The sequence below is a fragment of the Streptomyces sp. NPDC044704 genome (genome assembly GCF_056433525.1).
The window spans coordinates 379,016-404,100 of sequence record NZ_JBWKGY010000006.1; the positions used below are offsets into that span (position 1 = coordinate 379,016).

The 25,085-nt window shown below is 73.8% G+C and carries 23 protein-coding genes and 3 tRNA genes; 15 read left to right on the forward strand and 11 right to left on the reverse strand.

What is annotated here, in order from left to right:
- Window positions 1-94 precede the first annotated feature (94 nt).
- The 3 genes from AC07B0_RS18510 to AC07B0_RS18520 all read right to left on the reverse strand — a co-directional run bounded on the left by AC07B0_RS18510 (window position 95) and on the right by AC07B0_RS18520 (window position 502).
- Window positions 95-168 (reverse strand) — tRNA-Ile (locus AC07B0_RS18510).
- A 183-nt stretch (window positions 169-351) separates the two neighbouring features.
- A tRNA-Asn gene (locus AC07B0_RS18515) sits at window positions 352-424 on the reverse strand.
- Window positions 425-429: 5 nt separating this feature from the next.
- Window positions 430-502: transfer RNA gene (locus AC07B0_RS18520), tRNA-Asn, on the reverse strand.
- Between the two features lie 145 nt (window positions 503-647).
- Here AC07B0_RS18520 and AC07B0_RS18525 point away from each other — a divergent pair.
- From AC07B0_RS18525 to AC07B0_RS18540, 4 genes are all read left to right on the forward strand, one after another.
- Window positions 648-956 carry a YtxH domain-containing protein gene (locus AC07B0_RS18525; RefSeq protein WP_356874139.1) on the forward strand — a complete coding sequence of 103 codons (309 nt, stop codon included), beginning with the start codon at window positions 648-650 and terminating at the stop codon, window positions 954-956.
- A gap of 66 nt (window positions 957-1,022) precedes the next feature.
- Window positions 1,023-2,468 carry an FGGY family carbohydrate kinase gene (locus tag AC07B0_RS18530; RefSeq protein WP_356874137.1) on the forward strand — a complete coding sequence of 482 codons (1,446 nt, stop codon included), beginning with the start codon at window positions 1,023-1,025 and terminating at the stop codon, window positions 2,466-2,468.
- 133 nt (window positions 2,469-2,601) lie between these two features.
- Complete coding sequence (locus tag AC07B0_RS18535; protein ID WP_467298294.1) at window positions 2,602-4,335, forward strand: ABC transporter ATP-binding protein; 1,734 nt, start codon at window positions 2,602-2,604, stop codon at window positions 4,333-4,335.
- Entirely contained in the window at window positions 4,332-6,254 is a 1,923-nt protein-coding gene (locus AC07B0_RS18540) for an ABC transporter ATP-binding protein (RefSeq protein ID WP_467298293.1), read from the forward strand. Before AC07B0_RS18535 ends, AC07B0_RS18540 begins: the two co-directional genes overlap by 4 nt.
- An 88-nt stretch (window positions 6,255-6,342) precedes the next feature.
- Here the strand turns inward: AC07B0_RS18540 and AC07B0_RS18545 are convergent, their stop codons facing one another.
- Entirely contained in the window at window positions 6,343-7,449 is a 1,107-nt protein-coding gene (locus AC07B0_RS18545) for an RNA polymerase sigma factor (protein WP_467298291.1), read from the reverse strand.
- 174 nt (window positions 7,450-7,623) lie between these two features.
- On the opposite strand from AC07B0_RS18545, the gene AC07B0_RS18550 reads away from it, so the two are divergent.
- The gene (locus AC07B0_RS18550; RefSeq protein ID WP_478898599.1) at window positions 7,624-8,247 is read left to right on the forward strand and encodes a hypothetical protein; all 624 of its coding nucleotides are present in this window, start codon (window positions 7,624-7,626) and stop codon (window positions 8,245-8,247) included.
- Window positions 8,244-9,224 (forward strand): nucleotidyl transferase AbiEii/AbiGii toxin family protein, encoded by a 981-nt coding sequence (locus tag AC07B0_RS18555; RefSeq protein ID WP_356874129.1) that lies wholly within the window; start codon window positions 8,244-8,246, stop codon window positions 9,222-9,224. Before AC07B0_RS18550 ends, AC07B0_RS18555 begins: the two co-directional genes overlap by 4 nt.
- A 32-nt stretch (window positions 9,225-9,256) precedes the next feature.
- Here the strand turns inward: AC07B0_RS18555 and AC07B0_RS18560 are convergent, their stop codons facing one another.
- Window positions 9,257-10,027 (reverse strand): glucose 1-dehydrogenase, encoded by a 771-nt coding sequence (locus AC07B0_RS18560; protein WP_478898600.1) that lies wholly within the window; start codon window positions 10,025-10,027, stop codon window positions 9,257-9,259.
- Between the two features lie 65 nt (window positions 10,028-10,092).
- Window positions 10,093-10,803 carry a SanA/YdcF family protein gene (locus AC07B0_RS18565; protein ID WP_356874125.1) on the reverse strand — a complete coding sequence of 237 codons (711 nt, stop codon included), beginning with the start codon at window positions 10,801-10,803 and terminating at the stop codon, window positions 10,093-10,095.
- A gap of 321 nt (window positions 10,804-11,124) precedes the next feature.
- Here AC07B0_RS18565 and AC07B0_RS18570 point away from each other — a divergent pair, with 321 nt between their 5' ends.
- The 4 genes from AC07B0_RS18570 (at window position 11,125) to dnaG (ending at window position 16,527) form a co-directional block, all read left to right on the forward strand.
- Window positions 11,125-11,844: a sirohydrochlorin chelatase gene (locus AC07B0_RS18570; protein WP_469380854.1), complete on the forward strand. Its 720-nt coding sequence runs from the start codon at window positions 11,125-11,127 to the stop codon at window positions 11,842-11,844.
- 56 nt (window positions 11,845-11,900) lie between these two features.
- Complete coding sequence (locus AC07B0_RS18575) at window positions 11,901-13,217, forward strand: deoxyguanosinetriphosphate triphosphohydrolase (RefSeq protein ID WP_356874121.1); 1,317 nt, start codon at window positions 11,901-11,903, stop codon at window positions 13,215-13,217.
- 93 nt (window positions 13,218-13,310) lie between these two features.
- On the forward strand, window positions 13,311-14,585 hold the full coding sequence (locus tag AC07B0_RS18580; protein WP_356874119.1) for an NAD(P)/FAD-dependent oxidoreductase: 1,275 nt from the start codon (window positions 13,311-13,313) through the stop codon (window positions 14,583-14,585).
- A gap of 34 nt (window positions 14,586-14,619) precedes the next feature.
- Window positions 14,620-16,527 carry a DNA primase gene (dnaG, locus tag AC07B0_RS18585; protein WP_467298281.1) on the forward strand — a complete coding sequence of 636 codons (1,908 nt, stop codon included), beginning with the start codon at window positions 14,620-14,622 and terminating at the stop codon, window positions 16,525-16,527.
- A 10-nt stretch (window positions 16,528-16,537) separates the two neighbouring features.
- On the opposite strand, the gene AC07B0_RS18590 is transcribed toward dnaG, so the two are convergent.
- Window positions 16,538-16,978, reverse strand: a complete 441-nt coding sequence (locus AC07B0_RS18590) for a gamma-glutamylcyclotransferase family protein (protein ID WP_469380851.1) — start codon at window positions 16,976-16,978, stop codon at window positions 16,538-16,540.
- Window positions 16,979-17,073: 95 nt separating this feature from the next.
- Here AC07B0_RS18590 and AC07B0_RS18595 point away from each other — a divergent pair, with 95 nt between their 5' ends.
- The 4 genes from AC07B0_RS18595 (at window position 17,074) to AC07B0_RS18610 (ending at window position 20,644) form a co-directional block, all read left to right on the forward strand.
- The gene (locus AC07B0_RS18595) at window positions 17,074-17,811 is read left to right on the forward strand and encodes a hypothetical protein (RefSeq protein ID WP_469380849.1); all 738 of its coding nucleotides are present in this window, start codon (window positions 17,074-17,076) and stop codon (window positions 17,809-17,811) included.
- Between the two features lie 5 nt (window positions 17,812-17,816).
- The gene (locus tag AC07B0_RS18600) at window positions 17,817-19,088 is read left to right on the forward strand and encodes an ATP-binding protein (protein WP_469380899.1); all 1,272 of its coding nucleotides are present in this window, start codon (window positions 17,817-17,819) and stop codon (window positions 19,086-19,088) included.
- Between the two features lie 257 nt (window positions 19,089-19,345).
- Window positions 19,346-19,888 carry a hypothetical protein gene (locus AC07B0_RS18605; RefSeq protein ID WP_356874112.1) on the forward strand — a complete coding sequence of 181 codons (543 nt, stop codon included), beginning with the start codon at window positions 19,346-19,348 and terminating at the stop codon, window positions 19,886-19,888.
- Between the two features lie 129 nt (window positions 19,889-20,017).
- Complete coding sequence (locus tag AC07B0_RS18610) at window positions 20,018-20,644, forward strand: class F sortase (protein WP_356874110.1); 627 nt, start codon at window positions 20,018-20,020, stop codon at window positions 20,642-20,644.
- On the opposite strand, the gene AC07B0_RS18615 is transcribed toward AC07B0_RS18610, so the two are convergent.
- Complete coding sequence (locus AC07B0_RS18615) at window positions 20,628-21,335, reverse strand: TetR/AcrR family transcriptional regulator (protein WP_469380845.1); 708 nt, start codon at window positions 21,333-21,335, stop codon at window positions 20,628-20,630. The two genes, AC07B0_RS18610 and AC07B0_RS18615, sit on opposite strands and share 17 nt — an antisense overlap.
- Before the next feature lie 98 nt (window positions 21,336-21,433).
- On the opposite strand from AC07B0_RS18615, the gene AC07B0_RS18620 reads away from it, so the two are divergent.
- Window positions 21,434-22,363, forward strand: a complete 930-nt coding sequence (locus AC07B0_RS18620; protein WP_478898601.1) for a zinc-binding dehydrogenase — start codon at window positions 21,434-21,436, stop codon at window positions 22,361-22,363.
- A 35-nt stretch (window positions 22,364-22,398) separates the two neighbouring features.
- Here the strand turns inward: AC07B0_RS18620 and AC07B0_RS18625 are convergent, their stop codons facing one another.
- The 3 genes from AC07B0_RS18625 to AC07B0_RS18635 form a co-directional block, all read right to left on the reverse strand.
- Entirely contained in the window at window positions 22,399-23,175 is a 777-nt protein-coding gene (locus AC07B0_RS18625) for a sulfite exporter TauE/SafE family protein (RefSeq protein ID WP_356874104.1), read from the reverse strand.
- A gap of 36 nt (window positions 23,176-23,211) precedes the next feature.
- Entirely contained in the window at window positions 23,212-23,496 is a 285-nt protein-coding gene (locus tag AC07B0_RS18630) for a hypothetical protein (protein WP_469380840.1), read from the reverse strand.
- 137 nt (window positions 23,497-23,633) lie between these two features.
- The gene (locus tag AC07B0_RS18635) at window positions 23,634-24,929 is read right to left on the reverse strand and encodes a ferredoxin reductase family protein (protein WP_469380838.1); all 1,296 of its coding nucleotides are present in this window, start codon (window positions 24,927-24,929) and stop codon (window positions 23,634-23,636) included.
- Window positions 24,930-25,085: the final 156 nt, after the last annotated feature.

Genomic DNA, 25,085 nt, shown 5'->3' on the forward strand with positions numbered 1-25,085 from the left:
CGGCCCGGCGGCGCGCCCTCGGGTAACGGACCCCGGACATGCGAAAGGCGGCCCCGAAGGACCGCCTAATCGTTTCTGCAAACCTGCTCCGCGGTGGGGCGGGTGGGACTCGAACCCACGGCCGACGGATTATGAGTCCGCTGCTCTAACCGGCTGAGCTACCGCCCCTTTACGGCGTGGCGCGTACATGTGTGCGCGCCGTCTGCCGCAGCATAGCCGCTCATACGATCTCCTGCCTCGGATGCCTCGCATGATCGGCTTCACCTGTTCAGAGAGACCGCGCCGAGGGCTGCCCGGTTCCCGTTTCAGGGCAAAAAGAAAGAGGACCCGCCCGGGTCCTCTTCTTTCCTGCTCCCCCGACTGGACTCGAACCAGTAACCTGCCGGTTAACAGCCGGCTGCTCTGCCAATTGAGCTACAGGGGACCGCGCTCCCCCGACTGGACTCGAACCAGTAACCTGCCGGTTAACAGCCGGCTGCTCTGCCAATTGAGCTACAGGGGATTGCTGCGGTGCACCGAACAGCCCACCTCCGGCCTTGCCGGGGGGCGAGCGCCCGTTGCGAGTCATAGATTAGCGCAAGCAGGGGGGTGCTCCGCCAATCGGTATCTCCAGCAGGCCGGGCACCACACGACGAAGGGTGACAGGCATGCGGTACAAGGTCACGTTCGTGGTCGGACTGGCCCTCGGGTACGTCCTGGGGACCCGGGCCGGGCGTGAGCGGTACGAGCAGCTGAAGAAGTCGGCACGCCAGGTCGCGCAGAACCCGGCGGTGCGCAACGCGGCCGAGACGGCCGGGCAGAGCGGGCGCGCCTTCGCGGGCAAGGCGTTCGCCGCGGTGAGCGAGAAGGTCGGCGACGCCGTTCCGGACTCGCTGACCGAGCGGGTGCGGACCCTGCGGAGCCGGGGCGCGGGCGGCGCGGGCACCGAGGACGAGTGGGGTACGAGCAACACCTGACGCCGTCGGCGAGTGGAGGCGGAAGGCCGGGCCGAGCCCGGCGCGGCGTGCGGCAGAATTCTCCGCATGGGGATAGTCGCCGGGCTGGACAGCTCTTCCACCTTCACTCGCATCGTCGTCTGCGACGCGGACACGGGCGCCGTGCTGCGCCAGGGCTACGCGCCCCATCCACAGTCCGCGGGTGAGACCGTCCCCCACGAGACCGACCCCCAGGCGTGGCTGCTGTCCCTCGGCGAGGCCGCCGGCGGGGGGCTGCTGGAGGGGGTCGAGGCGATCGGCGTCTCCGCGCAGCAGCAGGGCGTGCTGCCGCTGGACGCGCAGGGCGGGCTCGTACGGCCCGCCCTGGTCGGCAACGACAAGCGCGGGCAGGTCGCCGCCGCGGATCTGATCGAGGCGCTCGGTGGCCGCCAGGCCTGGGTCCAGGCCGTGGGTTCGGTGCCGCACTCCGCGCAGCCGATCGCGAAGCTGGCCTGGCTGGCCCGGACGGAGCCGGAGGCGGCCCGCCGGGTGGCGGTCCTCATGTCCCCGCACGACTGGCTCGTCTGGCAGTTGCTCGGCCGGCCGGCGCGCCGCACCACCGACCGGGCCGGTGCCTCCGGGACCGGTTACTGGTCGGCGGCGACCGGCGCGTACCGCCCGGACCTGGTCGAGCTGGCGCTCGGCCGGCAGGCGCTGCTGCCCGAGGTGCTCGGCCCGGCCGACGCCGCCGGGATGACGCCCGAGGGGCTGCTGATATCCGCCGGTACCGGCGAGACGATGGCCGCCGCGCTGGGCCTGGGCCTGGGCCCGGGTGACGCGGTGGTCTCGCTGGGCGCCTCCGGCTCGGTGATGGCCGTGCACCACGAGGCCCTCGCGGAGCCGGGCGGCCTGATCACCTCCCTGGCCGACGCGGGCGGCATGCACCTGCCGGTGGTGAACACCTCCAACGCCGTACGGGCGCTGCGCGGCACCGCCGACATGCTCGGCACCGACCTGGAGGGACTGAGCGCGCTCGCGCTGAAGTCGACTCCCGGTGCACACGGGCTCGTGCTGCTGCCGTACCTGGAAGGGGAGCGGACCCCGAACCTGCCGCACACCGCCGGGACCCTGTCCGGGCTGCGCCGGGACTCGATGAAGCCCGAGCACCTGGCGCGGGCCGCCTTCGAGGGCATGCTGTGCGGGCTGGTCGACGCCCTGGACGTGCTGCGGCACCGGGGGGTCGGGATCCGGCGGGTGTTCCTGCTGGGCGCGGCGGCCGACCTGCCCGCCGTGCAGGCGGCGGCGCCCGGGCTGTTCGGGACGCAGGTGGTCGTCCCGGCGCCGGCGGACTACGCGGCGCTGGGCGCGGCCCGGCAGGCGGCGTGGGCGCTCGGTGCGCACCGGGGCACGCTGGCCCCGCACACTCCCCCGCTGTGGCCGGCGCCGGCGGCGCAGGTCTTCGAGCCGGGTGAGGAGTACCCGGCCTGGCAGGCGGTGCGCCAGCAGTACGTCGCCACGCGGGAGCAGCTGCACCCGGGGGCGTTCCAGTTCTAGTCCCGGCACTAGGGCGCGGGTCTCAGGCCCCGTCCTCCTTTTGACCGGGCTTTACGAAATCCGGTGGGGTTCGGGGTCCCGGTTGGCACAAGATGGAGCGAACCCCCTCGATCTTGCCGACCGGAGCCTGCGCGTGCTCATACGACTTCTGCGGACCCATCTGGGTCCGTACCGGAAACCGATCGCCGTACTGGTCCTGCTGCAACTGCTGCAGACCAGTGCGAGCCTCTACCTGCCGACGCTCAACGCGGACATCATCGACAACGGTGTCGTCAACGGGGACACCGGCTACATCCTCACCTTCGGCGCGCTGATGCTCGGCGTCTCGCTCGTCCAGCTGGTCTGCAACGTCGGAGCCGTCTACTACGGCGCCCGCACCGCGGCCGCGCTGGGGCGCGACGTGCGGGCCGCGGTCTTCGACCAGGTGCAGAGCTTCTCCGCCAGGGAGCTCGGCCAGTTCGGTGCCCCGTCGCTGATCACCCGTACGACGAACGACGTCCAGCAGGTCCAGATGCTGGCCCTGATGACGTTCACCCTGATGGTCTCGGCGCCGATCATGTGCGTCGGCGGCATCGCGATGGCTCTCTCCCTGGACGTGAAGCTGTCCGGCGTGCTGCTCGCGGTGGTGCCGGTGCTCGGCATCTCGGTCGGCGCGATCGTCTACAAGACGCAGCCGCTGTTCCGCCAGATGCAGGACCGCCTCGACACCGTGAACCGGGTGCTGCGGGAGCAGATCACCGGCAACCGCGTGATCCGCGCCTTCGTCCGCGACCCGTACGAGAAGGAGCGTTTCCGCGAGGCCAACGCGGACCTCACGGGTGTCTCGCTGGCCGCGGGCAAGCTGCTCGCGCTGATGTTCCCCGTCGTGATCCTGGTCGTGAACGTCTCCAGCGTGGCCGTCATCTGGTTCGGTGCGATGCGCGTCGACAGCGGCGGCATGGAGATCGGCCAGCTGACGGCCTTCCTCGCCTACCTGATGCAGATCGTCATGTCCGTGATGATGGCCACCTTCATGTTCATGATGGTGCCGCGCGCCGCGATCTGCGCGGAGCGCATCCAGGAGGTCCTGGACACCGAGTCCAGCGTGGTGCCGCCCACCGACCCGGTGCGCGAGCTGGCCCGGCGCGGGCAGCTGGAGCTGCGCGGCGCCGATTTCCGCTACCCGGGCGCCGAGGCGCCGGTGCTGCGCGGGGTGGACCTGGTGGCCCGTCCCGGGGAGACCACCGCGGTGATCGGCTCGACGGGCAGCGGGAAGTCCACGCTGCTGGGCCTGGTCCCGCGGCTGTTCGACGCGACCGGCGGCGAGGTCCTCGTCGACGGTGAGGACGTGCGCCGGCTCGACCCGGAGCTGCTGGCCAAGACGGTCGGCATGGTTCCGCAGAAGCCGTACCTGTTCTCCGGGACGGTCGCCTCCAACCTGCGGTACGGGCGTCCCGACGCCAGTGACGAGGAGCTGTGGCAGGCCCTGGAGGTGGCGCAGGCCAAGGGGTTCGTGTCCGAGCTGGAGGGCGGGCTCGACGCGCCGATCTCCCAGGGCGGCACGAACGTCTCCGGTGGCCAGCGACAGCGTCTGGCGATCGCCCGGACGCTGGTGCAGCGGCCGGAGATCTACCTGTTCGACGATTCCTTCTCGGCGCTGGACTACGCGACGGACGCGGCGCTGCGCGCGGCGCTCTCCCGGGAGACCGAGGACGCGACGGTGGTCATCGTCGCCCAGCGGGTCTCCACGATCCGCGACGCCGACCGGATCATCGTCCTGGACGAGGGTCAGGTCGTGGGTGAAGGACGGCATCACGAGCTGATGGCCGGCAACGAGACCTACCGGGAGATCGTGCTCTCCCAGCTGACGGAGGCGGAGGCCGCATGAGCGGGCCCGGAGGACGGATGATGACGGGCCCCGGCGAGCGGTCCATGGACTTCAAGGGGTCGGGCAAACGGCTGCTGGGGCAGCTGGCGCAGGACCGGGCCAAGCTGTGGGGCATGGTCGCGGCGGTGGTCGGCAGCGTCGGCTGCGCGGTCGTCGGACCGAAGATCCTCGGCAACGCAACGGACCTGGTCTTCGCGGGGATCGTCGGCCGGCGGATGCCGGCCGGGATCACCAAGGAGCAGGCGCTGGAGCGGATGCGCGCCGACGGTCAGGGCGGGATGGCCGACATGCTGTCCGGCACCGACTTCACGCCGGGCGAGGGCATCGACTTCGGCGGGGTCGCGGTCGTTTCGCTGTGGGCGCTGGTGGTGTTCACGCTGGCCGGTCTGCTGATGCTGGTCGCGACCCGGCTGTCGAACCACGTGATGAACGGCACCGTCTACCGGATGCGCGAGGAGCTCCAGGCGAAGCTGTCGCGGCTGCCGTTGTCGTACTTCGACCAGCAGAAGCGCGGCGAGGTGCTGAGCCGTGCGACGAACGACATCGACAACATCGGGCAGACGCTCCAGCAGACGATGGGGCAGCTGCTGAACTCGCTGCTGACGATCGTCGGCGTGCTGGTGATGATGTTCTGGATCTCGCCGCTGCTGGCGCTGGTCGCGCTGGCGACCGTGCCGCTGTCGGTGTTCGTCGCGGCGAAGATCGGCAAGAAGTCGCAGCCGCAGTTCGTGGCGCAGTGGAAGACCACGGGCACGCTCAACGCGCACATCGAGGAGATGTACTCCGGCCACACGCTGGTGAAGGTGTTCGGGCGGCAGCGGGAGTCGGCGGCGGTGTTCGCCGAGGAGAACGAGGCGCTGTACCGGGCCTCGTTCAAGGCGCAGCTGGTCAGCGGCATCATGCAGCCGGTGATGTTCTTCATATCGAACATCAACTACGTGCTGATCGCGGTCGTCGGCGGTCTGCGGGTGGCCACGGGCGCCCTGTCGATCGGTGACGTGCAGGCGTTCATCCAGTACTCGCGCCAGTTCTCGATGCCGCTGACGCAGGTGGCCTCGATGGCGAACCTGGTGCAGTCGGGCGTCGCCTCGGCGGAGCGGGTGTACGAGCTGCTGGACGCGGCGGAGCAGGAGCCGGACGCGGAGGTTCCGGAGCGTCCGGAGACGCTGCGCGGCCAGGTCACCCTGGACAAGGTGGCGTTCCGGTACGAGCCGGACAAGCCGCTGATCGAGAACCTGTCGCTGACGGTCGAGCCGGGTCACACGGTCGCTATCGTCGGTCCGACGGGCGCCGGCAAGACCACGCTGGTCAACCTGCTGATGCGGTTCTACGAGGTCACGGGCGGGGAGATCGCCCTGGACGGCGTGGACATCGCGAAGATGACGCGCGAGGAACTGCGCGGCGGCATCGGCATGGTCCTCCAGGACACCTGGCTGTTCGGCGGGACCATCGCGGAGAACATCGCCTACGGGGCCTCCCGCGAGGTCACGCGGGAGGAGGTCCGGGAGGCGGCGCGGGCCGCGCACGCGGACCGGTTCATCCGCACCCTGCCGGACGGCTACGACACGGTGCTGGACGACGAGGGCTCGGGGGTCAGCGCGGGCGAGAAGCAGCTGATCACCATCGCCCGGGCGTTCCTGTCGGATCCGGTGATCCTGGTCCTCGACGAGGCGACGAGCTCGGTGGACACCCGTACCGAGGTGCTGATCCAGAAGGCGATGGCGCGCCTGGCGCACGGCCGTACGTCCTTCGTGATCGCGCACCGGCTGTCCACGATCCGGGACGCCGACGTGATCCTGGTCATGGAGAGCGGCTCGATCGTGGAGCAGGGCACGCACGAGGAACTGCTGGCGGCGGACGGCGCGTACGCGCGGCTGTACGCGGCGCAGTTCGCGCAGGCGGTGGCCGAGGTCGACTAGGCGGTCGTCGGGGACGGCCGTGGAGGCCGGTCGAACGGGTGGGGGCGTCCTTCGGGGCGCCCCCTGCCCGTTCCGGGCGCCGCCGGTGTCAGTCGAGGTAGCCGCGGAGCTGGTCGGCGAAGGCGTGGTCGCGCAGCTTGCCGAGGGTCTTGGACTCGATCTGGCGGATCCGCTCGCGGGTCACGCCGAAGATCCGGCCGATCTCCTCCAGGGTGCGGGGCCGTCCGTCGGCGAGGCCGTAGCGGAGCTGGACGACCTTGCGCTCGCGTTCGCCGAGGGTCGACAGCACGGCTTCGAGGTGTTCGCGGAGCAGGAAGAACGCGGCGGACTCCACGGGCGAGGCGGCGTCGCCGTCCTCGATGAGGTCGCCGAGGGCGACGTCGTCCTCCTCGCCGACGGGGGCGTGCAGGGAGACCGGTTCCTGGGCGAGGCGGAGCACCTCCAGGACCCGCTCGGGGGTCAGTTCCAGGTGGACGGCGACCTCTTCGGCGGTGGGTTCGTAGCCGCGTTCCTGGAGCATGCGGCGCTGGACGCGGACGACGCGGTTGATCAGTTCGACGACGTGGACCGGCACGCGGATGGTCCGGGCCTGGTCGGCGAGGGCCCGGGACATCGCCTGGCGGATCCACCAGGTGGCGTAGGTGGAGAACTTGTAGCCGCGGGCGTAGTCGAACTTCTCGACGGCCCGGATGAGTCCGAGGTTCCCCTCCTGGACCAGGTCGAGCATGGTGAGGCCGCGGCCCACGTACCGCTTCGCGACGGAGACGACGAGCCTCAGGTTGGACTCGATGAGCCGGCGCTTGGCCATCCGGCCCATGACCACGAGCTTGTCGAGGTCGTGGGCGAGCCGGGAGTCGAGGTCCGGGGTGCTGCCCAGTTTCTCCTCCGCGAACAGGCCCGCTTCGACCCGCCGGGCGAGGTCCACCTCCTCGGCGGCGGTGAGCAGCGGGATCCTGCCGATCTCGCGGAGGTACTGCCGGAAGAGATCGGCGGACGGTCCTGCCCCGCTTCCGTTGTCCCTGCCGCGTGCGCGTGGGGCGGGCACGTGGCCGACCGGTTCCGGGGCCTCGGGTTCGTCGTCCACGGCTTCGGCCTCGGGGTCGGGCTCTGTCACCGCGGCGGCTTCGGCGTCGTCGGTGAGGTGCGCGGGCTGAACGGGGTGGCTCACGTTCGCGGTCAGGGTCTGGGTCTGCACGGGGGCGACCTCCAGGGCTCCGAGGACGGTGGCACCGCACCTCAGTGTGGGGTACGGCACATCACCGCCACGAGGGGCGTGCGAGCACTTTCTGAGTCCGGTGCGTGACCGGATGGTTACCCCCCGGCGGGAACCCCGATGCGGATCGGACGCATGTCCGAGATGATCGACGTCATGTCTTCGCACGGAACCTACGAAACCCACGTGACGGTCCGCTGCCCGGACGCGGTGGAGCTGGAGCGGCTCGAATCCTGGGCCGCGGCACGGGAGTTGAAGGTCACGCACATCCTGCTGGCCCGGGGCCGGACGCTCTCGCAGCCGATGCTGACGCTGCCGGACCGCACGGGTCACGAGCGGCTGGTGCCGCAGCTGCGGGCGGCGGGCTTCGACCCGGTCCGGGTCAAGGTGGAGACGGTGCCCTGGACCACGGACGTACCGGGCCCGGGCGGCGGCTACTTCGAGCACCACCTGAAGCTGGCGCTGCCCGCGGACTTCGACCGCCCGGCGCTGGAGTGCCTGGTGAGCGGCCACCGGGCGCACCTGTCCTGGAACGCCCGGCGCACCGCGGCGGGCCCGGACGGCATGCACGAACGCTTCGTCACCCAGCGCTGCCGCGGCACGGCCTCGCGGGCCGCGGCGGCCTGCGACACCCTGATCTCGGTCCTGGTGGAGGCCGGGTACGAGATCCTCTCGGAGGAGCGGGAGTTCGTGCTGTACGACAGCGACCTGTCGGCGGACGACGGGTGGATCGAGACCGGGACCGGCACCGGTACCGGCACCGGGGAGGGGGAGCGATGAGCTCGTGGCGGGAGTTCGGGACCGGCAGTGGACATCTGCCCGGGGAGCCGCTGGACGACGGGACGCGGGCGGCGCGGGGCCTGCCGCGGACGCTGCGGCCGGTGGCCGGGGACGACGTACGGCAGCGGGCGGTCTTCGACCCGTCGCTGCGGCACAACTTCCGGGCCTACCGGGCCGGGGACCCGGTGTTCGACGACCCGGAGCGGACGGTGGCCTGGGCGGCGGCGCGCCGGGCGGCGATGGACGCGGTCCTGCTGGCGGTGTCGCGCGGCGAGTGGGCGGACTCGCTCGTGCTGCGCGGCAGCGTGCTGCTGGCGGACCGGTTCGGGGAGGCGGCACGGGAGCCGGGGGACCTGGACTTCGTGGTGGTCCCGCACACGTGGGAGATGGGCGACGGGCGGACCGACAGGATGCTGGAGGGCATCGCGGCGGCGGCCGACGGGCGGGCCGGGATCGATGCGTCGGGGGCGGTGTCGGAGGACATCTGGACCTACGACCGGGTGCCGGGGCGGCGGATGGTCCTGCCCTGGGCCGTGCCGGGGCTGCCGGCCGGGCAGGTCCAGCTGGACTTCGTCTTCAACGAGCGGCTCGCGGAGCCCCCGGAGCCGGCCGAACTCGCCTGCGGGGCCGTGGTGCTGGCGGCGACGCCGGCGCTGTCCCTGGCCTGGAAGGTGCTGTGGCTGATCAGCGACCGGCACCCGCAGGGCAAGGACCTGTACGACGCGGTGCTGCTGGCGGAGCACCACCGGCTGCCGAACGCGCTGTTGCAGCAGGTGTTCCGGGAGGCCGGGGAGTGGCCCCACCCGCACGCGGACGTGGGCCCGGAGCACATCGAGTTCCTCGTTCCGGACGGTTACGTCGGCGCCGAGTGGGAGCACTTCGAGGCGGAGTACCCGCACCTGGCCGGGCCGGGCGAGGAGGCGTTCGTCGCGCGCCTGGCCGAGGCCCTGCGGCCGACCTTCGCGGAGCCTGGCTAGATGCCGCTACCAGGACGGCCCGGCCCCCGGTGTCACTGGCCCGTCAGGTACTTCACGGTCAGGCCGGCCGTCCAGCCGCCGTCGACGGCCAGTTCGGCGCCGGTCACGTACCCGGCGGCGTCGGAGAGGAGGAACGCGACCGCGGCGGCGATCTCCTCGGGGAGGCCGACGCGGCCCAGCGGGGCGCCGGGGTAGTTGCCCTCGCCGGCCCGGATGCCGATGGGGGCGGTCATCGGGGTGAGGGTCATGCCCGGGTGGACGGAGTTGACGCGGATCCCGGCCTCGGCGAGCTCGACGGCGCCGATCTTCGACAGGCCGCGCACGCCCCACTTGGAGGCGCCGTAGCCGGCGGTGAGGGCGAGGCCGGTCAGGCCGGCCGCGGAGGAGATGTTGACGATGGAGCCGCCGCCGTTCGCCCGCATCAGCGGGATCGCGGACTTGATGCCGATGAACACGCCGACCAGGTTGGTCTCCACGACCCGGCGGAAGTGGTCGACGCTCTCGTGTTCCAGGAACTCGCCGGTGGAGATGCCCGCGTTGTTCACGAGCCCGTCGACCCGGCCGAACGCGTCGACGGCGTGCCGCAGCACCGCGTCCCAGTCGGCCTCGCTCGTCACGTCGTGCCGCAGGAAGCGCGCCGCGTCACCGAGCCCGGCGGCGGTCTCGGCGCCCTCGGCCTCCAGCACGTCGGTGATCAGCACCCGGCCGCCGCCGTCGACGACCGCCCGCGCGGCGGCCGCGCCCAGTCCGCGGGCCCCGCCGGTGATGACGACGGCCTTGCCGCTCAGATCCACAACAGCCACGGTTCCACACCCCTGCCAGACAGACCGCTAGGTATATGACTAATCGGCATACGCCGATCGCGGCGTCAGTCTGCCAGAGCGGCCAGGACCCGCGACACCCCCTCCTCCTTCGGCCCCAGGAACTGCGGATCCGGCCGGAACACCGCGTCCAGCGCCGCCTTGCCCGCCGCGAAGACCTCGCGGGCCCCGCCGTAGTACCAGGTGGCGTCGTGGACGTCCTGCACCCCGATCCCGTACGACTCCACGCCCGCGGCCCGGCACAGCGCGACGGCCCGGCGGATGTGGAAGCCCTGGCTGATCAGCACCGCACGGTGCACGCCGAAGATCTCGCGGGCGCGCACGCAGGAGTCCCAGGTGTCGAAGCCGGCGTAGTCGCTGACGATCCGGTCGTCCGGCACCCCGTGGCGCGTGAGGTAGGTGCGCATCGACTCCGGCTCGTCGTACTCGGTCCGGCTGTTGTCGCCCGTGACCAGGACCACCTTCACCTTCCCGGCGCGGTACAGCTCCACGGCCGCGTCGAGCCGGTCCCGGAGGTACGGGGTGGGACGGCCGTCGTAGAGCAGGCCCGCCCCGAACACGACGGCCACCTCGGCGCCCTGCGCGTCGGCCGTGGTGCGCAGCCGGCCGGCGGCGGCCGCGTGGGTCCACGCCGAGGGCAGCAGCGCGAGGACGCAGGCCGCCATCACCGCCTGGACGATCCGGCGCCTGGCCCTGACGGTGCGGGGCAGCAGCCCCCGCGCGGCGCGCGCGATCCGGTGCGGGCGCGGTGTGCGCATGCGGTTCCCCCTGGTCGTCCGGCCGGTGTGCGACCGGCGCCGCACCCGCAGGTCAGGACGTACGGGGAGATCGGAAGGTTTCAGCGGGCGCGTCACACCGCCGTACGCCCGCCGGTGAGGACGCGGAAAACACCCGTCACTCCGGCGCAACGCCCGCGCAACCTCCACCCCGCAGGATCGGTACATGACGGAGCCGGTGCACCCTCCCGAACCTACCGCCCTCCCCTTCGGCAGCGCGGCCGAGCTGCTGACCCGGATCACCGCCCAACTCGGCACGCAGCTCAGCGGCCTGCGCCCACCACGCGCCTACGGAGCCCCCGCATGCAGCCCACCCTCGTCGCCGTGGCCCACGGCAGCCGTGACCCGCGCGCCCCGCACGCCGTGCTCGCCCTCCTCGACCGGGTCCGTGAGCTCCGTCCCCGCCTCGACGTCCGGCTCGGGCACGTCGAGCTGAACCGGCCGCTGCTCGCCGACACCCTGAGCGGGCTGCCCGCAGGCGGGGAGGCGGTGCTCGTGCCGCTGCTGTTCGGCCGCGGGGTCCACGTCAAGCGTGACCTTCCCGCGGCGGCCGCCCGCGCCGGGCACCTGCGGATCCGGGCCGCCGCCCCGCTCGGCCCGCACCCGCTGCTCGTCGAGGCCCTGTACGAGCGGCTCCTGGAGGCCGGGTGGACCCCCGGGACGGCGGTGGTGCTGGCCGCCGCCGGGTCCCGCGACCCGGACTCCGCCGCCGACACCGGGCGCAGCGCCGCCCTGCTCTCGGAACGGCTCGGCGGGGTCCCCGTGGTCCCCGCCTATGCCTCCGCCGCCGCGCCCGGCGTACCCGGCGCCGTCCGGGCGCTGGCCGCCCGGGGCCACCACCGGGTCGCGGTCGCCTCGTACTTCGCCGCCCCGGGCCGCTTCTCCGCCGCCTGCGCGGCCGCGGCTCCGGGTCCGGCCGCCGCCCCGCTCGGCGCCCATCCGGCGCTGGCCCGGCTGGTCCTGCTCCGCTACGAGGAGGCCCTCGCCCGGCGGGTGCCGGCCCGTGAACTGGCCACCGCGTAAGGGCCGCGTACGTTCGGAATGCTCGGATTGTCGGTCACTCCGGTTAACGTCGGAGCATGGAAGGCACCCCGCACGCCCCCGCCTACGCGTCCTACGATCCGGCCGCCACCGAGCGGTGGGCCCCCGAGCCCGACAAACAGCCCGGCCGCACGGCCTTCCAGCGCGACCGCGCGCGCGTGCTGCACTCCGCCGCTCTGCGCCGCCTGGCCGGGAAGACCCAGGTCGTCACCCCGGGCACCCGCTCGTACGACTGGGACGCGAGCCCCCGTACCCGGCTGACGCACTCCCTGGAGTGCGCGCAGGTCGGGCGCGAGCTCGGCGCCGCCCTCGGCTGCGATCCCGACCTGGTCGAGGCGGCCTGCCTGTCCCACGACATGGGCCACCCGCCCTTCGGGCACAACGGCGAGGAGGCGCTCAACGAGTTCGCGAAGGACTGCGGCGGCTTCGAGGGCAACGCCCAGTCGCTGCGGCTGCTGACACGGCTGGAGCCCAAGCGGTTCGTGCCCGATCCGGTGAGCGGCGAGCTCGTGAGCGTCGGCCTCAACCTCACCCGCGCCTGCCTGGACGCCGCGACCAAGTACCCGTGGGCCCGCGGCGGCCACCCCACCGACCCGAACTCGGTGAAGTTCGGCGCCTACGAGGACGACCTGCCGGTCTTCGAGTGGCTGCGGCGCGGGGCGCCCGCCGACCGCAAGTGCTTCGAGGCGCAGGTCATGGACTGGGCCGACGACGTCGCGTACTCGGTGCACGACTTCGAGGACGGCCTGCACGCCGGGCACCTCGACCCGAACATGCTCTTCGCGGAGCCGGAGCGCGCCGCGATCTGGGAGGTCGCCATCGGCCGGTACGTGCCCGCCGACACCGCCCCCCAGGAGCTCCGCGAGGCCCTGGACCGGCTGATGGAACAGGAGTGGTGGCCCCACGGGTACGACGGCTCGGCCGTGGCCCAGGCCCGGCTGAAGGACGCCACGAGCCAGCTGATCGGCCGGTTCTGCCAGGCCGCGGAGGGCGCCACCCGCGAGGCGTACGGCTCCGGCCGCCTCACCCGGTACGCGGCGGAGCTGGTCGTCCCCCGCGAGGCGCGCAACGAGTGCGCCGTCCTCAAGGCCGTCGCCGACCTGTACGTGATGCAGCGCGACGAGCAGGAGCGGCTGCGCGCCGACCAGCGCATCGTCCTGGCCGAACTCGCCGAGGCGCTGAGCGCCCGCGCTCCCGAGGGCCTCGACCCCCAGTTCCGGGCGATCTTCGACACGGCGCCGGACGACAAGGCGCGGAAACGCGCGGTCATCGACCAGATCGCGGCGCTCACCGACGCTTCCGCCCGCTCGCTGCACGCCCGCCTCACCAGACGCCCGCGACGCGCCGAAGGGTGAGCCGATCGGGCCACTCCCCCTTCACGCGACAGGCTCAGTGCGGGACGCTCGCATGTGGTCGCATGTGACGGAGAGGTTATGAGGAGGCATCAGGTGGTCGACGCACACCGGACGTTCGTCATCGTCGGCGCAGGGCTCGCCGGGGCTAAGGCGGCCGAAACGCTGAGGTCCGAAGGGTTCACGGGCAGGGTGATCCTGATCGGGGACGAGCGCGACCATCCGTACGAACGGCCGCCGCTGTCCAAGGGGTACCTGACGGGCAAGGAGGAGCGCGAGAGCGTCTTCGTCCACGAGCCGTCCTGGTACGCGGCCTCGGACATCGAGCTGCACCTGGGGCAGCCGGCCGTCCACCTGGACCGCGAGAACAAGACCGTGCGCCTGGGTGACGGGGCGCTGCTGCACTACGACAAGCTGCTGCTGGCCACCGGTGCCGAGCCGCGGCGCCTCGACATCCCGGGCACCGGTCTGGCCGGGGTGCACCACCTGCGGCGGCTCGCGCACGCCGAGCGGCTGCGCAACGTCCTGGCCTCCCTCGGCCGGGACAACGGCCACCTGCTGATCGCGGGCGCCGGGTGGATCGGGCTGGAGGTCGCGGCCGCCGCCCGCGGCTACGGCGCCGAGGTCACCGTGGTCGAGCCGGAGGCCACGCCCCTGTACACGGTGCTCGGGCCGGAGATCGGCCGGCTCTTCGCGGACCTGCACGCCGAGCACGGGGTCCGGTTCCACTTCGGGGCGCGGCTCACCGAGATCGTCGGCCACGACGGAATGGTGCTCGCGGCCCGTACGGACGACGGCGAGGAGCACCCGGCGCACGCGGTGCTCGCCGCGATCGGGGCGGCGCCCCGGACCGCGCTGGCCGAGACCTCCGGGCTGGCCCTGGTGGACCGTGAGCACGGCGGGGGGATCGCCGTGGACGCCTCCCTGCGCACCTCGGACCCGGACGTCTTCGCCGTCGGGGACGTGGCGGCCGCGCACCACCCCGTCCTGGGGACCCGACTGCGGGTCGAGCACTGGGCCAACGCGCTCAACGGCGGTCCGGCCGCGGCGCGGGCGATGCTTGGGCAGGAGGTCGGCTACGACCGGGTGCCGTACTTCTTCTCCGACCAGTACGACGTCGGCCTGGAGTACTCGGGGTACGCCCCGGCGGGCGGCTACGACCAGGTGCTGATCCGCGGGGACGCGGGCAAGCGGGAGTTCATCGCGTTCTGGCTGTCGGAGGGCCGGGTGCTCGCCGGGATGAACGTGAACGTGTGGGACGTCACCGAGCACATCCAGGCCCTGATCAGGTCGAAGACCCCGGTGGACCGCGAGAAGCTGGCGGATCCGTCCGTTCCGCTCGCGTCGCTGATCACCGGGGAGGGTGCCTGACGGGTTTGTCGGCGCCCGGCCGTAGACTTCACGGGTGGCAGGACGGATCAACGACGACGACGTGAAGGCGGTACGGGACGCGGTCCCGATCGACGCCGTGGTCTCCGAGTACCTCCAGCTGCGCAACGCCGGCGGCGGCAACCTCAAGGGCCTGTGCCCCTTCCACGACGAGAAGTCCCCGTCCTTCCAGGTCAGTCCCAGCAAGGGCTTCTACCACTGCTTCGGCTGCCAGGCCGGCGGGGACACCCTCGACTTCATCATGAAGATCGACCACCTCTCCTTCTCGGAGGCCGTCGAGCGCCTGGCCGGCCAGGCCGGCATCACCCTGCGGTACGAGGAGGGCGGCTACACCGCCGGCACCAGCGGCCGCGGCGAGCGGATCCGCCTGGTCGAGGCGCACAAGGCCGCCGCCCTCTTCTACGCGGAGCAGCTGGGCGGCGCCGAGGCGGAGATCGGCCGCAGGTTCCTGGCGGAGCGCGGCTTCGACCAGGCGGCGGCCGAGCACTTCGGCGTGGGCTACAGCCCGGCCGGCTGGGACCACCTGACCCGGTTCCTGCGGGGCAAGGGCTTCAGCGACAAGGAACTGATCACCTCGGGGCTCGCCCAGGACAGCCGCAGCGGCAAGCCCATCGACCGCTTCCGCGGCCGGCTGATGTGGCCGATCCGGGACATCAGCGGCGAGGTGGTGGGCTTCGGCGCGCGCAAGCTCCGCGACGACGACAACGGCCCCAAGTACCTGAACACCCCCGAGACGGCGATCTACAAGAAGTCCCAGGTCCTGTACGGCATCGACCTGGCGAAGAAGGAGATCGCGAAGACCTCCCGGGCGGTGGTCGTCGAGGGCTACACCGACGTGATGGCCTGCCACATGGCCGGCGTGACCACGGCCATCGCCACCTGCGGCACGGCCTTCGGCGGGGACCACATCAAGATCCTGCGCCGGCTGCTGATGGACAACGCCACCGCCGAGGTGATCTTCACCTTCGACGGGGACGCGGCCGGGCAGAAGGCGGCGCTGCGGGCCTTCGAGGACGACCAGAAGTTCGCGGCCGAGACCTCCATCACCATCGCCCCGAACGGCATGGACCCCTGCGACCTGCGGCTCGCGCAGGGCGACGCCGCCGTGTCGGGGCTCGTGGAGTCGCGGACCCCGCTGTTCGAGTTCGCGCTGCGGCACATCGTGGCCCGGCACAACCTGGAGAACCCGGCGGGGCGGGCGGCCGCGCTGGACGAGGCGGCCCCGGTCGTCGCGAACATCAAGAACATCGCGATCCAGCACGAGTCGGCCGTCCAGCTGGCGGGCATGCTCGGCATCCGCGACGAGCAGTTCGTCGTCAAGCGGGTCGCGCAGCTGGCCCGCTGGGCCCGCGAGCGCGGCAACCAGCCGCAGCAGCAGGGCCGGGGCGGCGGCCGGTCCCACGAGCCCGCCCCCGCGGCCCCGGCCGCGGCCCAGCCCGGCGGTCCCGCGCTGAACCTGCGCAGCCCCGCCCACCGCACCGAGCGCGAGCTCCTCAAGCTCGCGCTCCAGCGGCCGGCCCTGGTCTCCCCCGCCTTCGACGCGTACGGCATCGACGAGTTCACCGCCCCGCCCTACGCGGCGGTCCGCCAGGCCATCCAGGACGCCGGCGGCGCCGCCCAGGGCACGGACGACTACCTGATCCGGGTCCGCGAGGCGGCGCCCAACGACACCGTCCGCGCCCTGGTGACGGAGCTGGCCGTCGAAGCCATCCACGCCAAGACCGTCGACGAGATCTATGCCGGGGTCCAGCTGGTGCAGGTCCGCCTGCGCGCCGTCGACCGCCGGGTCCACGAGGTCCAGGGCACCATGTCCCGGCTGGGCCCGCACGCTCCCCCGGAGCAGCAGGCCGCCGTCCAGGAAGAGCTGTGGGTGCTCCAGCAGTACGGGCAGCGGCTGCGCAACCGCGGCGCGGAAGGGCTTTGACGACCCGGGATCACGCGCGGTGGAGCCAGTCCCCGCCCGGGATCTCGGTGCCCGAGCCGGCCAGGCGGCGGGCCAGCGGCGCGGCCGCCAGGTAGACCCAGGCCCGGACCCGGCTGCCGTCAGGGCGGAGCGCTTCGCGGGCGACCCGGTCGTAGAGGTTCCCGGGGCGGCCCGGTCCCCCGTACTCCTCCAGCAGGTCCAGCGCGGCCAGCAGTTCCCCGTACGCGTCCGGCAGCGCGGTGACCAGCTCACCGGCGATCACCGCGCCGGGGCGGTCGACCGCGTACGGGTAGCCGGGGCCGTCGTACAGGACCGCGTCCGGCAGCAGGGCCGGTTCCTCGGCGGCGGTGCGGCCCCGCAGGAACAGGTCGTGGTTGACCTCGCCCGGCCGCAGCGTCCCGTACACGAAGAACGGCAGGATGCCGGATTCTGGCCGATCGACCGATGCCACGGGGCCCTCCCTCGACACACACTGACTTCGGCTCACACCGTACGCACCCCCCGCGCCGCGCCCCGCGGCCCCCTCACCCGACGGCTTCCTCCCCCATGACACGCACCCCGCGCCGCTCCCCCGCCGCCCCGCCGCTCCGCGCCGCCGCCCTGACGGCCGCCGTGACAGCCGTACTGGCAGCCGCACTGGCCGTCGGGGGCTGCGCCGCGCCCGGCGGGCTCGCCGCGGGCGAACCCGCGCCCCCGGTGTCGGCGCAGCCGCGGCCCGAGCCCCTGTGGCCGGCCTGGGCGGGGAAGTCTCCGCAGGCCCCCGGCGCCGCCACCGCCACCCGGATGCCACCGCCCGCGCCGCTGCCGAACGGGCCCGAGGTGGGGCCCGGGGGCATCACGGCGCTGAACGCGCTGGACGTCGTACGGGCCGACAAGCGGATGCGGCAGTTCCTGGGCAAGGGGAGGATCAACGCTCCGGGCGGCGCGGGCGTACGGCCCGCCGCCTACGCGGACCTGACCGGAGACGGCGGGAAGGAACTCGTCGTCGCCGCCGACACGGAGAGCGGCCGCACCGCGCTGAGCGTGTACGTCGCCCGGGGCGGGCGCGTCGTCCCCGTCCTGTTCACCCTCGGGCGGCGGATGGCCGCCGAGTCCGTCGGACAGGACCTGCTGATCCGCACGGCCGCCGACGACGGCTCCGAACAGGCGGTCCGCTACCGCTGGGACGGCGAACGGATGACGGTCGTCAGCGACGAGCGGCGGTTCAACAAGTCCCTGCCGGGCCCCGCGTCCGGATCCCCCGCGCCGTCGCACGACGCCGCCGCGGGACGGGACGCCCGGTGAGAGCCATGCTGCGGCACGGCCGGCGGGCGGTCCGGTCGCTGGGGCTGCGGTGGAAGATCGCCGCCCTGCTGGCCGTGGGCTGCTCGCTGGTCGCGGTCACCATCGGCGTCCTGATCCACGAGGCGCGGGTCCGCCAGGTGGCCGACGCCGCCCGCAAGAGCGCGACCGAACAGCTGGTCCGCGTACGGCAGGTGTACGAGCTCACCGGCAGGCTCGACTCCGACAAGGTCGGAGAGGCCGACGCCCGGATCGACTGCCCGGCCGTGCCCCCGGCCCTGCGCGCGGCGGCCCTCGACGGCCGGCGCACCACCTACCTGGACCTCGGCGGGCCGCGGCCGGCGGTGTGGGCGGCGCGGCCGATCGGCGGCTCGCACGTCCTGACGGTGCGGCGTTCGCTGGCCGGCGAACAGGCCGAACTGGAGGAACTGGACGGCTGGTTGATCGCCTCCGGGACGGGGGTCGTGGCGCTGGCGGCGGTCGGCGGGGCGCTGCTGGCGAGCCGGCTGAGCAAGGACCTGCGGACCGCGGCGGAGACGGCGCGCAAGATCAGCGCGGGCGACCTGGACGCGCGGATCGGGCCGTCCGGAGTACCCGGCACCCGCAACGAGGTGACCGAGCTGGCCTCGGCGGTCGACACGATGGCGGCGAGCCTCCAGCGGCGGCTGGAGGCGGAGCAGCGGTTCACCGCCGACGTCGCGCACGAGCTGCGGACCCCGCTGACGGGACTGCACACCGCGGCCGAGCTGCTGCCGGCCGGGCGGCCGACGGAGCTGGTGCGTGACCGGGTCGCGGCGCTGCGGACGCTGACGGAGGACCTGCTGGAAGTGGCCCGGCTGGACGCGGACCGGGAGGAACCGCGGCTGGAGGCGCACCGGCTGCGCCCGCTGGTCGCCTCGATCACGCGGCGGTCCGGGGTGACGGCCGAGGTGACGGGCACGGACGGCGGGGACGGGGCGTGGGTGCGCACCGACGTGCGGCGCCTGGAGCGGATCCTGACGAACCTGCTGGTGAACGCCCGCCGGCACGGGGGCGAGCCGGTGACGGTGACGGTGTCCGGGACCTCGGTCACCGTCCGGGACCGGGGTCCGGGCTTCCCCGGGACGCTGCTGCGGGAGGGGCCGCGGCGGTTCGTGACGGGCGCGGCGGAGCGGGGGCAGGGCACGGGGCTGGGGCTGACCATCGCCTTCGGGCAGGCCCAGGTGATCGGCGCCGAGGTGACCCTGTCCAACCCGGCCCCTTCGGGCGCGGCGGCCACGGTGACCCTGCCGGCGGCGTGATGCGCGGGGCGTGCGGGTGGGGCGCGGGCGGGGCGTGCGGGGGCGCGGACGGGGCTTGGGCGGGGCTTGGGCGGGGCTTGGGCGGGGTGTTGTCACCCGGACGGGGTGGGGTGACACGGATGGCCGTTCAGGGCCTCTGACGTGGGCGGATGCCGGTCCGGCGGATGACCGCCCGGGTATCTGACGGAGGCTCAGCAGGCGCGGGGCGGGCACCCCGGTTTTCCTCGAGACACGACCCCGTGCCCTCAGGAGTTCCCATGCGCCGCAGCACCGCCCACGTGCTCACCGCCACCGCGCTGACCGCCGCCGCCTTCGCGGGTCCGGTCGCCGGAGCGGTCGCCGCCGCGGACCTCGGCATGACCGCGTTCGCGCCCGGGGACTTCGCCGTCCTGGAGGTCTGGCCGAAGTCGGCCGCGGCGGGCGCCACCGTCACGGTCAACACCACGGCCTGCGGCAAGGGCAGCCACGCCGAGGGCGATGCGAGCACGGTCGGCGGAGGACGGTTCAAGCTGGCGCCGGGCACCCACAAGGAGGTGGTCGTGGGGCAGTTCCAGGTCGCCCACGGCACCCGGTCCGGCACCTACGGCATCGGTGTGACCTGCGCGAACGGCAAGTTCGCGACCGGCGACCTGGCCGTCACCGAACGCGGCCCGCAGGGCCACGTACGCACCGGGGTGGGCGGTGGGACGACCACCGCCTCCGACCCCGCCAAGATCGCGGCGGGAGTGGCCGTACTGGCCGCTGCCGCCGTCGGCGGTACCTGGCTCCTGCGTCGCCGGGCGAGCGGCACGCGGAGCTGACGGACGCCCACCGCGGCTCCGGCCGCGGTCCGACCGGTACCGTCCCCCGTCGCCCGCCCCGCGAGGTCCCCCCCGTTCGCGGGGCCGGGCGACGGCCAGTCACAGGAACGGCGAGACGAGGGGGCAGCCATGGACACCTCCGGGCGGACCTCCCGACGCGGCGGTCTCGTCGCCCTCGCCGCCTGCGTCGGCGTCTGGCTCGTCAGCAGCGGCTCCGGCGAGACCGTCGGGCCCCCGCTGCCCTCACCCGGCGAGGCGCTGAGCGCGCAGGCCGCCTTTCCCGGGAGCATCGACCCGCTCCCCGGCTCCCCGCCCACCCGGATCCGGATCCCCTCGATCCGTGTGGACGCGCCGCTGACCGGCCTCGGCCTGGACCGCGACGGCGGCCTCGAAGTGCCGCCGCCGGCCCGTGGCGACCTCGCGGGCTGGTACCGCGAGGGGACCACCCCCGGCGCCACGGGCACGGCCGTCGTCGCCGGGCACGTGGACCACGCCACCGGCCCGGCCGTCTTCTACCACCTGGGCGCGCTGCGCCGGGGAGCCGCGATCGAGGTCGCGCGCGAGGACGGACGCACCGCCGTCTTCACGGTCCACGCCGTCGAGGTCTACGACGCCAAGGCCTTCCCCGACAGCCGCGTGTACGGAGCGTCCCCGCGCGCCGAGCTCCGCGTGATCACCTGCGGCGGCGGCTTCTCCCCGCGCACCGGCTACCAGGGCAACGTGGTCGTCTTCGCCCACCTCACGGGGACGTACTAGGGGAGGTACCGGCCGAGCCGGCGCGCGGGGCGGCCGTCAGGGTCAGGGTGCCCGGGACCGCGGCGAAGGCCTCGCGGAGACGGGCGGCCAGGGCGGCGCGCGACGGGGCGTCCGCGGACGCGGTCCAGGTGTCCAGGGCGCAGTGGAACGCCGCGACGAGGAGGTCCAGGGCCAGTCGTGGGCGCAGGTCGGCGGGGTCCGCGAAGGCGAGCCGCCGGCGCAGGGTCGCGAGCGCCGTGCCGGTGGTGCGGTCGCAGAAGGCCAGGCCGTGGGCGCGGATCGAGGGGGTCTCGGCGGCGAGCCGTCGGCCGAGCCGGACCCGGTCCGGCCAGCCGTCGGCCGTCATCGTGCCGAGCGCGGCGAGCAGGGCGTCCTGGAGCATCTCCACGACCGGGCGGCCGTCGGGTTCCCGGGTCTCCAGGTCGTCGAGGAAGGCCGCCCACAGGTCCTGGGCGGGTGCCAGCGCGACGTCCTCCTTGCTGGAGAAGGTGCGGAAGAACGTCCGCTTGGACACCTCGACCGCGTCGCACAGTTCATCGAGGGTCACCCCGTCAAAGCCCCGTCGGGTGAACAGGTCCAGGGCGGTGTCGATCAGCGCCTGCCGGGTGCGGATCTTCTTGCGTTCGCGCAGGGGCAGGCGTTCGGCGGGCGCGGGCGACGGGGGCTCGGGCGACAGGGGCTCGGTAGTCATCGGGGCCAGTGTAGCCAGGACGCGAATGCCTCCTATAGGTTTATGCCACTGAGTGGCACAAATGCGGCCGCCGGTCCGTGACGAGAGGCGAACCACCCATGCGAGCACTGCTGGTCGACCGTTCCGCGCCAGGCGGCCTGCGCCTCGGAGAGGCCCCCGCCCCCCGCCCCGCCGCACATCAGGCGCTGGTCCGGGTGCGCGCCACCTCCCTCAACTTCGGCGAGGTCCGCCACGGCCTCGAACACGCCCCCGACGGGGCGGTGCTCGGCTGGGACGCCGCCGGCGTGGTCGAGCGGGCCGCCGCCGACGGCTCGGGTCCGGCCGCCGGCACTCCCGTGGTCACACTGGGCGCGGACGGGGGCTGGGCCGAACTGCGGGCGGTGGACACCGGCTTGATCGGAACCACCCCCGTCGGCGCCGATCCGGGCGCCCTCAGTACCGTCCCCGTGGCGGGCGCCAGCGCCCTGCGCGCGCTGCGGCGGATCGGCCCGATCCTCGGCAGGCGGGTGCTGGTCACCGGCGCGACGGGCGGTGTGGGACGGTACGCCGTCCAGCTCGCCCGCCTCGGCGGCGCGCACGTCATCGCCTCCACCGGGGACCCGGACGCGCACGGCCCGGGGCTGCGGGCGCTCGGCGCGCACGAGGTGGTCGCGGATCCCCTCGCGGTCCACGAGCCGGTGCACGGCGTCGTCGACCTGGTCGGCGGCGGGCAGCTGGTCGACGCGTACGCCCGGCTGGCCGAGCACGGCACGCTCGTCGCCGTCGGACACGCGACGGACCGGGGCGAGACGTTCCCGCACGGCGCCCTCTTCGGCGACCAGGGGCGCCACGACCGGACCCTCACCACGTTCTTCCTGCCCGCCTGCACCGGCCTGGCGCCGGACCTGACCCACCTGGCGGCCCTGGTGGCCTCCGGCGGGCTCGACCCGCAGATCGCCTGGCGCGGCGGCTGGGACGGGGCCGGGGAGGCGGTCGGGGCCCTGCTCGACCGCCGGCTCCACGGCAAGGCCGTGCTCGACCTGGCCTGACCGTCAGGCCGTACTCATCCCCTGCTCATCCCCGCTCATCCCCACTGCTCCAGGCCGAGCTTGACGACGAGCGCGCCCACGACCGTGAGCAGGACGCCGCGGACGAAGCCGCTGCCCTTCTTGAGGGCCATCCGGGCGCCGATCATGCCGCCGGCGAGGTTGAAGACCGCCATCAGCGCGGCCAGCTGCCAGAGCACCATGCCCTGGTAGGCGAACATCGCGAGCGCGCCGGCGTTCGTGCAGGTGTTGACGATCTTGGCGGTGGCGGAGGCCGTGACCAGGTCGAGGTGGAGCAACGCGGTGAGGGCGAGCACCAGGAAGGTGCCGGTGCCGGGTCCGATGAGGCCGTCGTAGAAGCCGATGCCCAGACCCGCCAGGGCGATGGTCAGCAGGATCCGGCCGCGGGACACGGGCGAGGCGGAGGGGGCGGTACCGAAACCGGGCTTGAAGATCACCACGGCGCCGACCACCACCAGGACGACCATGATCAGCGGCCGCAGGGCGTCCTTGCTGATCCCGCCGGCGAGCGCGGCACCGCCCATCGACCCGGCGAGCGCGGCCAGGCCGATCCGGACGGCGGTCTTCACGTCCACCGGGGCCTTGCGGGCGTACGTGACGGCAGCGCCGGCCGTGCCGACGATGGCCACCGCCTTGTTCGTCCCGAGCACGGTCGCGGGGTGGGCGTTCGGCAGGCCAAGCAGCAGGGCGGGCAGGAGCAGCAGTCCGCCCCCGCCCACCACGGCGTCGATCCAGCCGGCCGCCGCGGCGGCCACGCACAGCACGATGATCATCGTCGTCGATATGTCAGGCACGGCCCGACCCTATGGAGCGGATCGGTGCAGCGGCCATCAATCGCCGGAAACTTGCGCAAAGGTTGAGCTTTGCCGGGCCGGGACCCGGTCCGGGGCCACCGGCGCCGCCGGATCCACGACGGCCGTCAGCCCGGTCGCGACCAGTACCCCGGCCAGCCCGAGCCCCGCCGCCAGCCGCCGCGCGGGCGGTACGCGGGCCAGCGCGTCCAGCCCGGCCCGCAGGACGGACTCCCGCCGCGGCTTGCGGTGCCGGGCCGGCCCCACCGGGACCGCGGGCGCCGTCGCGGACGGCGGCAGGGCGACGTGCAGGGGGTGACGCATGGGCGCGGTGACCTCTCGGCGGGCTCGTGGAGCGGGCGTACGGAACGGGGGCGTACCGAACGGGGCGTACGGAAGGGGGCGTTGGGGCGCAGCGGCGCCGGTGGCCGCGAGCGGGGTGGCGGAGCGCGGGCGGCCCGTCAGAAGCTGAAGCACTCCGAGTGGACGCGGCCGGCCGGCACCCCGGCCCGCAGCAGCGCGGCCCGGGTCGCCTCCGCCATCCCGGGCGGCCCGCACAGGTACACGTCGTGCTCCGCGAGGTCCGGCACCAGCCCGGTCAGCGCCTGCGGGGCGAGCGGATCGTACGCGGCCCCGGACGGCCCGAGCAGGTAGTGCAGCCCCGCCTGCCGCTCGGCGGCGATGGCCTCCAGCTCGGCCCGCAGCACGAGCTGCTCCTCGGCGCCGGCCCGGTAGAGCAGGGTGACGTCCCCCGGCCCGCCGGGCAGCGTCTCGAACAGGGCCCGCATCGGGGTGATCCCGACCCCGCCGGCGATCAGCAGCACCTTGGTCCGGGTCCGCCGGGCGGCGGTGAGCGCCCCGAACGGCCCGGTGGCGAGGACCCGCGTGCCGGGGCGCAGCCGGCGGATGCGGCGGGAGTGGCCGCCGAGCGCCTTGACGGTGATGCGCAGGCGGCCCTCGCTGACGGGTGCGGAGAGGGAGAACGGCAGGGCCGTGTACCAGAGCCTGCGCTGGAGGAAGCGCCAGCGCAGGAACTGTCCCGGCTCGGCGCGCAGTTCGCCGAGGTGCTGCCCGTACATGACGACGGAGACCACCCCGGGCCCCTCGGCTCGCACCTCGGCGACCCGCAGCGCGTGCCGCAGGGCCTGGCGTACCGGGACCACGGCGCGGTACCAGACCAGCAGGACGGCGACGACGGCGTGGGCGAGGGCCCAGAACCAGGCGGCCACCGCCAGGTCGGGCCCGGCGAGCTGGTGGACGAAGCCCAGGGCGGCGGCGAGGTAGACGAACAGGTGCACCCCGCGCCAGGTTTCGTGGGGGACGCGGCGGCGTACGGCGCGGGCGGAGGTCACGCCGACCGCGGCCAGCAGGGCGGTCCCGGCCGCGGCGGCGGCGAGCGCGGGGTAGCCGAGCAGGTCCCGGACGGCGGAGACCACGTCGACGCCCTCGTGCACGGCGTATCCGAGCAGGGCGAACAGCCCGTGCCCGAAGCAGAGGAGCAGGACGTGGCGCCCGCCGAGCGCGTGCCAGCGGGCGAGCCGGTCGGCGCCGACGCCGTGTTCCACGGCCGGTACCCGGGCCATGAGGAACAGCAGGACGAGGACCCCGTACCCGGCGAGCAGCCCGGTCAGGTGCGCGGCGGTGGCGAAGAGCGCGTCGAGCCGGGCCGAGGGGCGCACCTGGGCCGCCCAGAGCAGGGTCACCAGCCCCGCTCCGCCCAGCATCCCGCCCTTGACCCGCACCGCCGCATCTCGCATGGGGCCCACGCTAAGCGGCCTCCGGGCGCCGTCCGGGTGCTCCGGATGATCCTTAAGGCGGCCTTGAGGGACGCCTCACCGGCCCTTAATCCGGGCGCTGAGGCCGGTGTTCCGTCCGGGTAACAGGGGCGATGCCGAGGGGAAACAGCGGCCGCT